The organism is Pseudomonas sp. DSV-1 (assembly GCF_035830915.1).
Classification (GTDB): Bacteria; Pseudomonadota; Gammaproteobacteria; order Pseudomonadales; family Pseudomonadaceae; genus Aquipseudomonas.
In genome coordinates, this window is sequence record NZ_JAYMYG010000001.1 from 3674994 (window position 1) to 3688447 (window position 13454).

14 protein-coding genes and 1 tRNA gene are annotated in these 13454 nt (G+C 54.1%); 1 reads left to right on the top strand and 14 read right to left on the bottom strand.

All coding sequences use genetic code 11. From position 1 onward, the window contains the following. The first annotated feature begins 535 nt into the window (after window positions 1-535). A complete protein-coding gene (locus tag VSQ83_RS17230; RefSeq protein WP_326399016.1) occupies window positions 536-2437 on the top strand; it encodes an acyltransferase family protein in 1902 nt (633 codons plus the stop codon). A 642-nt stretch (window positions 2438-3079) separates the two neighbouring features. Here VSQ83_RS17230 and VSQ83_RS17235 read toward each other — a convergent pair. From VSQ83_RS17235 to VSQ83_RS17300, 14 genes are all read right to left on the bottom strand, one after another. Then, window positions 3080-3155, bottom strand: a tRNA-Lys gene (locus VSQ83_RS17235). Window positions 3156-3229: 74 nt separating this feature from the next. Further along, window positions 3230-3922 (bottom strand): 7-cyano-7-deazaguanine synthase QueC, encoded by a 693-nt coding sequence (gene queC / locus VSQ83_RS17240; RefSeq protein ID WP_133077402.1) that lies wholly within the window; start codon window positions 3920-3922, stop codon window positions 3230-3232. 1 nt (window position 3923) lies between these two features. Continuing rightward, window positions 3924-4571: a 7-carboxy-7-deazaguanine synthase QueE gene (gene queE / locus VSQ83_RS17245; RefSeq protein WP_133077401.1), complete on the bottom strand. Its 648-nt coding sequence runs from the start codon at window positions 4569-4571 to the stop codon at window positions 3924-3926. A gap of 163 nt (window positions 4572-4734) precedes the next feature. Then, window positions 4735-5553 carry a tol-pal system protein YbgF gene (gene ybgF / locus VSQ83_RS17250; protein ID WP_133077400.1) on the bottom strand — a complete coding sequence of 273 codons (819 nt, stop codon included), beginning with the start codon at window positions 5551-5553 and terminating at the stop codon, window positions 4735-4737. Window positions 5554-5559: 6 nt separating this feature from the next. Further along, entirely contained in the window at window positions 5560-6060 is a 501-nt protein-coding gene (pal, locus tag VSQ83_RS17255) for a peptidoglycan-associated lipoprotein Pal (protein WP_003441254.1), read from the bottom strand. Window positions 6061-6111: 51 nt separating this feature from the next. Continuing rightward, a complete protein-coding gene (gene tolB / locus VSQ83_RS17260; RefSeq protein WP_016782234.1) occupies window positions 6112-7362 on the bottom strand; it encodes a Tol-Pal system beta propeller repeat protein TolB in 1251 nt (416 codons plus the stop codon). Window positions 7363-7409: 47 nt separating this feature from the next. Then, complete coding sequence (tolA, locus tag VSQ83_RS17265; RefSeq protein WP_133077399.1) at window positions 7410-8504, bottom strand: cell envelope integrity protein TolA; 1095 nt, start codon at window positions 8502-8504, stop codon at window positions 7410-7412. Then, on the bottom strand, window positions 8504-8956 hold the full coding sequence (gene tolR / locus VSQ83_RS17270) for a protein TolR (protein WP_162200692.1): 453 nt from the start codon (window positions 8954-8956) through the stop codon (window positions 8504-8506). The genes tolA and tolR overlap by 1 nt, the downstream gene beginning before the upstream one ends. Before the next feature lie 23 nt (window positions 8957-8979). After that, a complete protein-coding gene (gene tolQ / locus VSQ83_RS17275) occupies window positions 8980-9675 on the bottom strand; it encodes a protein TolQ (protein WP_016782231.1) in 696 nt (231 codons plus the stop codon). Further along, window positions 9665-10132, bottom strand: coding sequence for a tol-pal system-associated acyl-CoA thioesterase (gene ybgC / locus VSQ83_RS17280; RefSeq protein WP_133077398.1), 468 nt, complete (start codon window positions 10130-10132; stop codon window positions 9665-9667). Before ybgC ends, tolQ begins: the two co-directional genes overlap by 11 nt. Window positions 10133-10269: 137 nt before the next feature. Then, a complete protein-coding gene (ruvB, locus tag VSQ83_RS17285) occupies window positions 10270-11328 on the bottom strand; it encodes a Holliday junction branch migration DNA helicase RuvB (RefSeq protein WP_019823257.1) in 1059 nt (352 codons plus the stop codon). Then, entirely contained in the window at window positions 11329-11937 is a 609-nt protein-coding gene (gene ruvA / locus VSQ83_RS17290; RefSeq protein ID WP_133077397.1) for a Holliday junction branch migration protein RuvA, read from the bottom strand. It lies immediately after the preceding gene. A gap of 111 nt (window positions 11938-12048) precedes the next feature. After that, the gene (gene ruvC / locus VSQ83_RS17295; protein ID WP_133077396.1) at window positions 12049-12573 is read right to left on the bottom strand and encodes a crossover junction endodeoxyribonuclease RuvC; all 525 of its coding nucleotides are present in this window, start codon (window positions 12571-12573) and stop codon (window positions 12049-12051) included. A 132-nt stretch (window positions 12574-12705) separates the two neighbouring features. Beyond that, entirely contained in the window at window positions 12706-13452 is a 747-nt protein-coding gene (locus VSQ83_RS17300; protein WP_019823260.1) for a YebC/PmpR family DNA-binding transcriptional regulator, read from the bottom strand. Window positions 13453-13454 lie beyond the last annotated feature (2 nt).

Sequence of the window (13454 nt, forward strand, 5' to 3'; positions counted from 1 at the left end):
AAGACCATGGCTCTGGCTGCGATCGCGGGAAATTTCCTAATTTCAGGTGAATCAATTCCTACTTCACATTTACCCTGCCTAACTACCTTGCTTAAGTACAAGTTCCGCGGCTACACGTTCAACTCAACAGAAAATATGCGCCGCCACGGGTACCTGACGGGGAGTCATTACTTATGAAGTCACACTCATACGAAGATAAACTTTCAACTACCACCCTCCGAACAGCGCATTATATTTCTTATATACCGCTTAAATTCTTGTCAACTTACAAGCATTCACCACAGAGATGAACCCACCAAATAAAGCGCGCGCACCCGCTCTATCACAAGCACTCAAACCACTTCAGCACACCCTGCACAGCCAAAAAAATCACTACAAATCTTTCTTTAAGTAATCACTACTCCGGATACTAGCGAGCGGAAAAGCTCGACATGTGATATCTCTTGTAGTTTGGAATACAGCGCTTTTGGGCTCTAACATGCTATGATGGCCACTATAATGCCATATTATTAAAACTGTGATCATGGACACACAAATGCACTTCCGAAAAAACATAAACTCGCTTCGAGCACTTGCGGTTATTTCCGTCGTGCTGTTTCACTTCAAGATTGGAGGATTCGACGGCGGGTTTTCAGGGGTCGATATTTTCTTCGTTATATCCGGCTTCTTGATGACAGGGATCATCGTCAGCGGGCTCCAGAAGCAAAATTTCTCTCTATTAGCGTTTTACGCATCCAGAGCACGGCGAATTGTCCCGGCGCTGCTGACACTGTGTGCGGCGCTGCTGATCTTCGGTTTTATCTATTTCCCCCTTGATGACTACCGGGAACTGATCAGAGCAATCAAAAGCAGCCTGCTCTTCAGCTCCAACTTCATGTTCGCCAAAAGCGGAGGCTATTTCGACGCACCGCTGCACGAGAACTGGCTGTTGCACACTTGGTCGTTGTCGGTCGAGTGGCAGTTCTACATGCTCTACCCCGTGCTGCTGATGGCACTCTACAAGTTCCTGGGCATACACAAGACCAAAACGGCGCTTGTATTGCTCGCGCTAGGGTCGCTGGGCGCATCGGTCTATCTGACCAATACCAATCCGGTTTTTGCGTTCTACATGCTGCCTACCCGCGCCTGGGAACTGATCGTCGGCGGGCTGGTATTCCTGTTCCCGCTGCAACTGAGTAAACGAATCAGCTACACACTTGAAGGGCTCGGGCTAGGCGCAATCCTGCTAAGTATTTTCTGTTTCTCCGAGCAGGACCTCTGGCCGGGATACCTGGCCCTGTTGCCCGTACTAGGCACCGCGCTGGTAATCATCGCAAATACTCAGTCGGCCTTCAGTAATAGCCGCGCCTTGCAGTTCTCTGGAACCATCTCGTACTCCGTGTATCTATGGCACTGGCCGCTAGTCGTGTTCCTCTTTACATGCGGGCTGCTAAACAGCTGGCCGCATGTACTGGCGGCGATCGTGATGTCTTTCGTGCTCGGAGCCCTTTCGTTCTACCTGATTGAATCGAAGACAAGAAAAATCATCACGGCACCCCGGACGATCTTCAAATATGCATCCTTTGTCGTGTTGATGGTCGGCTTCGCGGCCATCATCTCCTCCGTCGCCAAGGACCATCCTGGCATTCGGTTTGCTTATGTAGACCTCGGCCAACCCGAATACACCAGCAGCCTCTACACACAAGAGTGCATCTCCAATCCCTATAATGCCGCCGAATGCAAACTGGGCTCAGGCGACGTGTCTGTCATTTTATTCGGTGACAGTCACGCCCAATCGACTGCTGCGGCTGTCCAGGTTGAAAATGGCCAGGCAGCCTTATCCTGGGCCCGCGGGGGCTGCCCAACCCTGCAGAACTTTGCAATGCATGACAAAGATCTGGAGAGCAAATGCCACGGATTCAACAGCGAAAAGCTTCTGGCACTGAAAAACTCACACCAGGGTGTACCCGTCGTTCTGTTCAGTAGAGCGGCCATGTACACCGATACAAGCAGAGGCAATAGTTACCGCGTGTACTTCCCGGGCCAGGAGCACCTGACGGGTCAGTCATTTGCCGATGCATACGCCGCCGAGTACACCAAGGTTGTGTGTGCTATCGCAGAAAATCGTCCTGTGTATATCGTCAAACCGATCCCGGAAATGCCGTTCAATATCTACAAAGGCTTGAACCTGCACAAACGCATTTTCCAGTCCTCATCGGACATCACTGTTTCACTGCAGGACTACGAGCAACGTAATCGCATAGCCAACCACGCCATTGAAGTCGCGGCAAAGCAGTGCAATGCCAAGGTTATTGACCCAACCCCATACCTTTGCCCAAACGGACAATGCATGGGTTCAAGGGACGGTGTACCTCTGTACTACGATGACAACCATCTAGTAGATGCTGGCAATGAGCAGCTGAAAGGGTTGTTCAATGGAGTCATTGAAAAGATTTAAATCTTTCTCATCCTCGATTGAACTGGCACTGGATAGCGACTCATCCGGGCCGTTTTGGGGATCCGGTAGTTGCCCTCCATAAAAAAGGTCCGCCAACACAGGTTGATTGCGGGCCAACCGGCTTGAACCCCTTGAGCATGAGTTGCGTCCAGTTGACCGCCATGAAGCGACCATAAAACTGGTCGCTTTGCCTTTGGGGTGTCATGCACACGAGTGCCAAGCCTCAGAACAAGCATCGATACCGAGCTCGCCCTCGCACTCACGCAAGGCCGTCCACACCAAACCCGCACCATGCTGCTCGCCAGCCTCTCCATGCCCACCAACAGCCTGAGAACCACCGCCAACAAGGATTCACTCGATGCACCTCTGACGCGGTCGGCCAAGCCTGATAAGCCCACCGGATGCAGTGGACGAGGAACAGGCGATCATGATCGAGGACCGTATCGAGATGATCAACCTCAGGTTTCAGTCACTGAGCAAGCCACTGGCGACAGAGCCGCAAGTGATTACCCCCTCACAACTGTCGCGTTATCACACCCGCCCCTGCCTGGAGGAATACGCATTTTCTTGCCTTACCAAATCCCGGACACAAAAAAGCCGGTTAATCCTGAGGATTAGACCGGCTGTTTTGGTGTAGCGATATGGTGGGTCGTGTGGGATTCGAACCTACGACCAATTGGTTAAAAGCCAACTGCTCTACCAACTGAGCTAACGACCCGCTTCGTTGTGGGACGTATAATACTGATTTCTAACGAGAATTCAACACCTTGTTCGAAATAAATTCGAAATAATTCAAAAATAACGGGTTGGGTCAATAATTCCGGCTGCTGCGAAGCCTTCCGCACGCAGGCGGCAGCTATCACACTTGCCACAAGCTTGGCCTTGGGCGTCCGCCTGGTAGCAAGAAACTGTCAACGCGTAATCCACACCCAGCTTTGTACCCGCTTGCACAATTTGAGCCTTGCTCATGTTTTGCAAAGGCGCCTGGATTCGAAAACCCTGCCCCTCTACACCGGCCTTTGTTGCCAGGTTCGCCATGACTTCAAATGCTTCAACAAACTCCGGGCGGCAATCCGGGTAGCCGGAGTAATCCACAGCATTGACGCCGATAAAGATATCTCGCGCCTGAAGCACTTCAGCCCAACCCAACGCCAAAGAAAGGAACACCGTGTTGCGTGCAGGTACGTAGGTAACCGGAATGCCTTCACTTGGAGCTTCTGGCACGTCAATCGAAGTGTCGGTCAGTGCCGAGCCGCCAATACCGTCCAGGTTCAGGCCAATGACTTTATGCTCAACCGCCCCCAGATCCCGTGCAACACGCGCTGCGGCATCGAGTTCGGCACGGTGACGCTGACCATAATCAAAGCTCATGGTGTAGCAGCTATAGCCTTCAGCACGAGCCATGGCCACGACCGTTGCTGAGTCGAGGCCGCCAGACAGCAAGATCACGGCTCTTTTTTCGGTGACAACAGTTTGTTCGGTCATTTCAGCGCCCCGGCTCGTCATTCCACAGATATTTGTGCAGCTGCATTTGCAAACGTACAGGCAGGTTATCCGCCACGATCCAGTCAGCCAGATCACGGGCCGGCAAGTCATGGTGACTCGGCGAAAACAGCACTTCGCCCGCCCGTCGATCCAGACCATACTCAATCAGCTTGGATACCGCCCAGTCGTAGTCTTCCCGCGAACAGATCACGAACTTGACCTGATCATTAGGCGTCAACAAAGCGATGTTTTCGTAGAGGTTGCGATGGGACTCTTTGGAGCCCGGCGTTTTCAAGTCAAGAACGCGGCTAACGCGCGGGTCGACTGCCGAGATGTCCAGCGCACCGCTGGTCTCGATCGAGACTTCGTAGCCAGCATCACAGAGTTGCTTGAGCAGAGGAATGGCATTGGGCTGAGCCAGCGGCTCGCCACCTGTCACACATACGTAACGCGGACGAAAGTCGGCAACTTGCTGGAGGATGTCGTCCAGAGGGCGCACAGTCCCGCCACTGAAGGCGTAAGCGCTGTCACAGTAACCGCAGCGCAAAGGGCAACCGGTCAGGCGTACAAAAACGGTGGGCAGGCCAGCCGTTCGCGTTTCACCCTGCAACGAGTAAAAAACTTCGGTAATTCTCAATGTGTCTTGCATATTCGCCACGGGCGTAACAGCTAAACAGGCTGTCCGCCTCCGTCAGGCACTCCAAAGAATCTGCTCACGCAGGATTAAGAGGAGCGTATTTCATAAAAGGGCGTGGATTCTAACGAAAAAACCCGCGATAGGCGCGGGTTTCTCGATTTAAGCCGGTTAATGCTTACATGCGCTGCAGATCGCGCTGAGCCAGCTGAGCAGCCGAAGTACCCGGATACTGGGCCACTACCTGCTGCAAGATGCCTTTAACCTTGTCTGTGTGACCCAGGCGGCGCTCTACATCAGCAAGCTTATAGAGTGAATCCGGTACTTTCGCATGCTTGGGATACAGCTGACTGACTTTGGCAAATGCCTGGCCAGCGGCCTGCAAATCGCCTTTGGCCAAGTTCACTTCACCCAGCCAGTATTGGGCATTGCCCGCATATTGGCTGTTTGGGTATTTGCGCAGAAAGGCCGTAAATGCCTGGCTGGCCTTGTCGAAATCCTTGGCTTTGATCAAGTCGAAAGCAGCATCGTAATAGAGCTTTTCTTTCGCAGGATCACCTGGTTCCGAACTGGCAGCAGCCTGAGTAGCAGGCGCTGCTGTATTACCGGCGGCGTTAGCACCACCGGCAGAAGAATTATCAGGAGTGGCAGCAGGAGCAATGCCAGCACCAATGCGCCGATCAAGTTCCTGGTATCGCTCCAGGCTTTCTTGTTTCATGCGCGAAACATCATTTTGCAGAACTTCAATCACACCTTGTTGGCGTGCAATCTGCTCCTGCATTTGTTGCAACTGGTTGAACAGCTCGCCCTGTGCCGAGACAGGGGCCGAAACCCCTCCCCCGGCATAGGCGCCGCTCGCACCATAACCCGGTGATGGATAACTCCCCCCGCTATTGTTATAGCCAGAGTTGTCATCGACCACAGGAACCGCAGCCCATGCCGCTAGCGGCATGAGGCTGAGAGTCAGAATAGTTACAGCACGGCGGCACGTTCGCATGACGAATTACTTACGCAGTTCGACGCGACGGTTTTGAGCCCACGACTGTTCGTCGTTGCCAGTAGCGATTGGACGCTCTTTACCGTAGGACACCAGCTCCAGCTGTGCTGGAGAAACGCCTTGCAGTACCAGGTAGCGTTGAACGGCTTTCGCACGACGCTCGCCCAGTGCCATGTTGTACTCACGAGTACCACGGGCGTCAGTGTTACCTTCCAGAACAACGCGAGCGCCGTTAGCTTTCAGGTCTTTAGCATGAACGTCCAGAGCGCGCATTGCTTCTGGTTTCAGGTCCGAAGAATCGTATTCGAAGTAGAAAACAGTGATAGCGCGCAGAGCAGCTTCTTCGCTCAGGGAACCATCAACAGCGCCAGTGTTTGCGCCGTAACCAGCGTTTGGATCAACAGCAGCGCCTTCACCGGCATTGTCGCCGCCTTTGGACGAGCAACCTACAGCTACAGCCATGGCCAGTGCCAGCGCAGCAAATTTACCAAACTTCAGCATTTCCATCGTAAAACTCCTAATGAACCCCAAGTGTTATGTGAAACGTACAGCACCACGTCAGTTCAGGTAAGGGGACCAGGAAGGTTCTCTGACTTCGCCTTGAGCGGTAGGAAGAGGGAGCCTTACGCGTCCATTGATAGACACGAGCATCAAGACTCCCCGGCCCTGCTGGCGGGTGGCGTAGATTACCATGGTGCCGTTGGGTGCAACAGTAGCAGACTCATCAAGGTTGGTATCTGTGAGGATTTTCACGCTTCCACGTTGCAAATCTTGCGCCGCAACACGGAAATTGGTGAAACCGTCCTGACGATGGATCATTACCAGGGTCTTTTCGTCAGCCGAAAGCTTGGGACTGGCGTTGTAGTTCCCGATAAACGTCACGCGCTCTGCGTTACCGCTGCCTACATTGGTTTTGTAAATCTGCGGTTTGCCGCCACGGTCAGAGGTGAAGTAGATGGTAGAACCATCTTTACCCCAGAACGGTTCGGTATCGATTGCCGGGTTGTTGGTGACGCGAGTCAACCCACGGGAAGCCAGATCCATCACGTAGATCTCGGCATTGCCGTCTTTGGACAATACGAACGCCAGCTTGGAGCCATCCGGCGACCATGCAGGCGCACCGTTCAAACCTTCAAAGTTGGTGATTTGCTCGCGACGACCAGTATCAATGTTCTGCACAAAGATACGAGGACGTTTCTGCTCGAACGATACATAAGCGATGCGCTTGCCATCCGGTGCAAAACGCGGCGACAGGATCGGCTCGCGCGACTGCAGCAAAGTAACGGCACGGGCACCATCGTAGTCCGAGCGCTGCAAGGTGTAACGGGTGTTGGTTGCACTTGCACGTTCTGCTGTTACATAAAGCAGGCGAGTTGAGAATGCACCTTTGATGCCCGTCAGCTTTTCAAACGACTGGTCGGAGATGTAATGCGCCATGTCCCGCAATTGTTCAGCCGTTCCCGACACACTGCCAGTCAATACTGGCTGCTCGGTGGCAACGTTGAACAAAGCATATTGCACCTGCAGGCGGCCGCCCGCTGGCACGATATTACCGACCATTACGTATTGGGCACCCAGGGCTTTCCAGTCGCGAAAAATGACTTCGCTGGCCTGAGTCGGCAAGCCGATCATGTTCTGCTTTGGAATCGGCGCGTAATAACCCGAGTTGCGCAGGTCATTGCCGATGATTTCAGCCATGTCATCCGGCAATACGGTGCCGCCCTGCCAGCCAAAAGGCACTACGGCAATAGGCGTCGCCCGGTCGCTACCGCTGGTGACCAGAATGTTCTTTTCATCTGCTACAGCCATCCCTGCCAAGCAGCAGACGACGACCAGCAGTCCTCGAAAAAGTTTAATCACAAGGCTAGATCCTCAGGTGTGAATGTCATCTTGAATGATCGATAAGGATTAAAATCGCTGGGTTTCATACCCTGCATTTCCGTTAAACGGCCAATGTTCTTGACCGCTGCCACAGCCGAGCTATCGAACGGCCCGTCACCACTGGATTTGGCAACCGTCACAGACGTCACCGTGCCATCTGGCAACATGCCAATTTGCAGCACCACTGTCATGTTCTTGCGCGCCGACGGCGGACGAGCCCACCCTTCTGCTGCACGAGCACGAATCAGGTCATCGAAACTGCCGGCGACCTCATCACCTTGCTCATCTGCCAGAGCTTGCTGGCGTTGCGGCGTGTCGGAAAGCAAATCAGCCAAGGCTTGCGCCTTTTTCTCTTCGGTCGATTTACGTGCTGCTTCTACGGCCTTTTTCTTGGCTGCATCGGCAGCGGCCTTTTTCTTCGCATCTTCGGCGGTTTTCTTCTTCGCCTCGTCTGCTACGGCCTTTTTCTTGGCGTCTTCAGCTGCTTTTTTCTTCGCATCTTCAGCCGCTTTTTTCTTGGCGTCTTCTGCGGCCTTTTTCTTGGCCTCTTCTTCCGCGGCCTTCTTGGCCTCTTCCTCGGATTTTTTCTTGGCTATGTCAGCCAGTTTTTTCTCTTCGGCTTTCTTAGCTTCCGTAGCCTTTTTAGCATCGTCGGCTTTCTTGGCTTCATCAGCCTTCTTGGCCTCGTCTGCCTTTTTAGCTTCGCTCGCCTTGGCTTCGTCAGCTTTCTTGGCTTCTGCAGCTTTTTCGGCAGCCTCTTCTTTCTTTTGTTCCGCGGCCTTTACAGCTTCCTGCTCAACCTTCTTCTGTTCCATCTGCTCGACTTCGGTCTGACGCGCGGCGGATTTCTTCGCCTCACCCGCAATCTTTTGATTGGTCTGAGTGGTCGCCTGACTTTTTGACTTCAGTTGATACAGGGTTGCCTGAACAATCGGTTTTGAAGGCGGCAGATCCGGGGTCATGGCAAAACTGACAAACAGCATGCCAAAAATCAGAACGTGCAGCCCTATCGCCCAGACTGTAGGCCAAAAATAATTTTCAGAGGCGGACGGCTCCCGCTGTTCGCGCATCAGGGAGCCTCGGTTATCAAGCCAACGTTACCGACCCCGGCCTTCTGAAGGCCACCCATAGCACCCATTACCGCGCCGTAATCAACGGTTTTGTCACCGCGAATGAAGACCTGGGTGTGTTTGCCGCCTTCATTGCCTGCGCGAATGATCTTAGTTACAGCGTCAGTCATCTGAGGCAAGGTCATTGCCTTGTCCATCTGCTTATCGGTATCAACTTCACTGCCAAGATTCCAGAAATAGGTCTTGTCAGCCTTGATCGAAATAGTCAGAACCTGAGTGTTGTTGTCTTGCGGCAAAGCCTCGCTGGAGACCTTGGGCAAATCAACCTTCACACCCTGATTGAGCATCGGAGCGGTCACCATGAAGATAACCAGCAGTACCAGCATCACGTCGATGTAAGGCACCACGTTCATCTCGGCAACCGGCTTGCGCTTCTTGCGAGCTCGAGCGATTAAAGCCATTGGAAATTACCTGCTTATTCTTCGCTGGTGTGCACTTTGCGGTGCAGGATCGCCTGGAACTCGTCGGCGAAGGTGTAGTAGCGGCTGATCAGGGTTTCACTGCGAGCTGCAAAACGGTTGTAAGCGATAACCGCCGGGATAGCAGCGAACAAGCCGATGGCCGTTGCAATCAATGCTTCGGCAATACCTGGCGCTACGGTAGCCAGTGTTGCTTGCTGGGCAGTTGCCAGGCCACGGAAGGAGTTCATGATGCCCCATACGGTACCGAACAGACCGATATACGGGCTCACGGAACCTACAGTGGCCAGGAACGGCAAGCTTTGCTCAAGCTTTTCTTCTTCGCGGGAGATGGCGACTCGCATGGCACGTGCAACACCTTCCATCACCGCTTCAGGATCAACGCCCGGCTGCTGACGCAGACGCGAGAACTCTTTGAAACCGGCACGGAAGATTTGTTCAACGCCAGAGTCCGGATCAGGATTGCTGCCTGCCTGACGATACAGCTTCGACAGGTCGATACCCGACCAGAAACGCTCTTCAAAGCTTTCCAGGGCACGTCGACCGGCGCGCAGCATTGTGCTGCGCTGAAAAATCATGACCCACGAGGTAACCGATGCGGCCAGCAGGGTCAACATTACCAACTGCACAACAATGCTGGCATTGCTAACCAAGCTCCACATGGAGGAATGGTCGACGACGTTAGCTTCCACGCTTTATCTCCTGCTCTAAATGTTTACCCGCGCCGCTCACGTCGGCAAAGGCCGTACGTAAAGCTTCGGGAATGGCCCGGGGTTTGAAACTATCGGCGCGCACACAGGCCACCAAAAATTGCCCTTCACAGAGCAACGTTGCATCTGCAGCCCGCCAGACCTGTTGCTTGAAACGCAGACTGGCACGGTTGAGCTCTGTTACTTGCGCACTTACCAACAGTTCGTCGTCCAGTCGCGCCGGTGCGTGGTAACGCGCCTCGCTGGAATGCACGACAAATAACAGGTTCTCACCCACAAGCTCGGACTGGGCAAAGCCCATCTCCCGTAGCCTTTCGGTTCGAGCCCGCTCCATAAATTTTAGATAATTTACGTAATACACGACGCCACCCGCATCGGTGTCCTCGTAATAAACGCGACAGCGATGTGCGAATGGCTCTAGCCTGTTTTGCGCGCGCATACTCTAGTGCTTACTCCTCAGGTTGCCAATCCGCCAGACGACTGTTTTTTACGCTTCTTGAGCTTTATGACCCAAGATTTTCAACGCCAGCCCTTGAGACAGCAAAAACCTTAAAAAAATCGGCCGCCAAGGGCTTATTAATCGTCCAGGGCATTCAAAAATTCGTCTACCACAGGCATGTCACCCAGACGGGATGGAATATTCAAACCGAAGTGCAGATACGCATGACGGGTCACAACGCGCCCGCGCGGCGTGCGCATGATGTAGCCCTGCTGGATCAGATACGGCTCCAGCACATCTTCAATTGTATGACGCTCTTCGCTGATCGCAGCGGCCAGACTGTCTACACCTACCGGCCCACCATCGAACTTCTCGATCATGGTCAGCAGCAAACGTCGGTCTTGATGATCAAAACCATGCTCATCAACGTCCAACAGGTTCAACGCCAGATCTGCCACCGGCTTGGTGATGTGCCCTTTGGCCCGTACCTCGGCAAAATCTCGCACACGACGCAACAAACGGTTGGCAATCCGCGGTGTACCGCGAGCCCGCCGGGCAATTTCGTAAGCCCCCTCAGGATCGAGTGGCAGACCAAAAATCCCCGCGGAGCGACTGACAATCGTCGCCAGGTCGTCAGTACTATAGAACTCCAGTCGCTGAACAATCCCGAAACGATCGCGCAAAGGGTTGGTCAGCATCCCGGCGCGAGTCGTCGCACCCACCAGGGTAAAAGGCGGCAGGTCTAGCTTGATGGAGCGCGCTGCTGGCCCTTCGCCAATCATGATATCGAGCTGAAAGTCTTCCATTGCCGGGTAGAGCACTTCTTCGACGATGGGTGACAGACGATGGATTTCATCGATAAACAGCACGTCATGGGGCTCAAGATTGGTCAGCAAGGCCGCCAAATCGCCCGGGCGCTCCAACACAGGACCTGACGTGCTTTTAATGGACACCCCCATTTCCTGGGCAATGATATTGGCCAGCGTGGTCTTGCCCAGTCCCGGCGGCCCGAAAATCAGCGTGTGGTCCAACGACTCCGAACGCCCGCGTGCAGCCTGGATAAACAGCTCCATTTGCTCACGTACGGTTGGCTGACCAATATAGTCGGCCAGGCTCAAAGGACGAATTGCCCGGTCCTGAACCTCTTCCCGGTCTCGTCCGCCTGAGGCCGTTATCAAACGATCAGCTTCAATCACTTAAATCATCCCCTTAAGGGCGCGACGAATCATATCTTCACTGCTCAACGTTTTGTCCTTGATTGCCGAAACAGCCTTGCTCGCTTCCTGGGGCTTGTAACCCAGGGAAATCAAGGCACTGACCGCATCACTTTCAGCACTGGCCACCTGTATCGGGGCATCAGGCTGGTTAGGCACCAGGGCGAACATGCTTGGCACCTGCTCCCATGCCTTGAAGCGATCCTTCAATTCGACCAGCAATCGCTCGGCTGTCTTTTTCCCGACACCCGGGACCTTGGTCAAGGCGGACGTATCCTGAGCCTGCACACAACGAACAAGCTCATCGACTTCAAGGCTGGACATTAAAGCCAGGGCCAGCTTTGGACCGACACCGTTGAGCCGGATCAGCTCACGAAAGAAATCGCGCTCGCGCTTGCCTATGAAACCATAGAGCAACTGGGCGTCTTCGCGAACTACCAGATGGGTATGCAGGGTCAGAGGCTCGCCGATGGACGGCAACCGATAGAGCGTGGTCATGGGCACTTCCAGCTCGTAACCCAGGCCATTTACATCAAGAATCAGGTGCGGCGGCTGTTTTTCAGCCAGAGTCCCGCGCAAGCGTCCAATCACGTTTCAGATCCTTTTCTCTGGCCAGATCAATGGCTGACAAGTAGAACGACAGGGACGCATCATTACAGATGACACCCTGCCAGCAAGCATAATCAGGTTAAACATCACGTCTCAGAGCCGCAAACGCCCACCACGGCTTCGCGCCGCACCCAAACCGTGGGGCAACAGACTCGAGCGAGTGTGGGCATGACACAAGGCAATTGCCAGCGCATCGGATGCATCGACTTGCGGCTTAGTGGTCAGTTTGAGCAGGTGCATGACCATCATCATCACTTGCTCCTTATTGGCACCACCAGTACCGGCCACAGCCTGCTTGACCTGAGTTGCCGAATATTCGGCGATCTCCAGACTTTCCTCGGCCCCGGCAACAATCGCCGCACCCCTGGCCTGACCCAGCTTGAGTGCCGAGTCGGCATTGCGCGCCATGAACACCTTTTCGATGCCCATAGTAACGGGGCCATACGTCTGAATAACTTCACGCACCCCACGATAGACAATCAGCAACCGCTCATGCAGCTCGCCGCTACCCGTACGAATGCACCCTGAAGCCACGTACACACAGCCACGCCCAGTGTCTCGCACTACGCCATAACCGGTGATTCGCGAACCAGGATCGATACCAAGAATAAGAGTCATAACGCCTACAGCTTATGAAGTGACGCCTACCGGCCTATACCCGGACAGCTTAAAGGCAGAAGCCGGAGGTGCCCAGCGCCGCTATCGTCGCGACGGAGCACCTCCGGCCTCTTGATTGACGCAGCCAGTATGTCAGGCAAGCTGTTCCAGGACAGCGTCAGGGATCTCGGCATTGGAATACACGTTCTGCACATCATCCAGATCTTCAAGCATGTCGATCAGCTTGAGCACCTTTTCAGCACCCTCCAGGTCCAGTTCGGCACTGGTGGTGGGTAGCATCACGATCTCTGCGTCAGTCGGAGCAAAGCCTGCAGCTTCCAGAGCGTTGCGAACCGCGTAAAAGCTTGAGAACGAAGTGAACACGTCAATGGAGCCATCTTCGTTGGTGACTACGTCGTCAGCATCAGCCTCCATCGCCGCTTCCATCAGCGCATCTTCATCAACGCCAGCCACATAGGAAATCTGCCCCTTGCGCTCAAACAGGTACGCAACCGAACCGTCAGTGCCCAGGTTTCCGCCGCATTTGCTGAACGCATGCCTTACAGCTGCAGCGGTGCGATTGCGGTTGTCGGTCATGCACTCGACCATCACTGCAACGCCGCCAGGACCGTAGCCTTCGTAGCTCAGCTCGACCATATCGTCGGTATCAGCTGCGCCAGCACCACGGGCAACCGCACGATCAATGATGTCGCGGCTCATGTTCGCACCAAGTGCCTTGTCCAGCGCCAGACGTAGGCGCGGGTTGGAGCCCGGATCACCGCCACCCTGACGGGCAGCAACGGTTAGCTCACGTATCCACTTGGTGAAAATCTTGCCTTTTTTGGCATCCTGACGCTCTTTGCGGTGCTTGATATTCGCCCACTTAGAATGACCTGCCATAA

Coding starts and splice junctions, on each gene's coding strand:
- VSQ83_RS17230 (WP_326399016.1), top strand. CDS start 536: ATGCACTTCCGAAAAAACATAAACTCGCTTCGAGCACTTGCGGTTATT.
- queC (WP_133077402.1), bottom strand. CDS start 3,922: ATGACCGAACAAACTGTTGTCACCGAAAAAAGAGCCGTGATCTTGCTG.
- queE (WP_133077401.1), bottom strand. CDS start 4,571: ATGCAAGACACATTGAGAATTACCGAAGTTTTTTACTCGTTGCAGGGT.
- ybgF (WP_133077400.1), bottom strand. CDS start 5,553: ATGCGAACGTGCCGCCGTGCTGTAACTATTCTGACTCTCAGCCTCATG.
- pal (WP_003441254.1), bottom strand. CDS start 6,060: ATGGAAATGCTGAAGTTTGGTAAATTTGCTGCGCTGGCACTGGCCATG.
- tolB (WP_016782234.1), bottom strand. CDS start 7,362: ATGGCTGTAGCAGATGAAAAGAACATTCTGGTCACCAGCGGTAGCGAC.
- tolA (WP_133077399.1), bottom strand. CDS start 8,504: ATGCGCGAACAGCGGGAGCCGTCCGCCTCTGAAAATTATTTTTGGCCT.
- ybgC (WP_133077398.1), bottom strand. CDS start 10,132: ATGCGCGCGCAAAACAGGCTAGAGCCATTCGCACATCGCTGTCGCGTT.
- ruvC (WP_133077396.1), bottom strand. CDS start 12,573: ATGACTCTTATTCTTGGTATCGATCCTGGTTCGCGAATCACCGGTTAT.
- VSQ83_RS17300 (WP_019823260.1), bottom strand. CDS start 13,452: ATGGCAGGTCATTCTAAGTGGGCGAATATCAAGCACCGCAAAGAGCGT.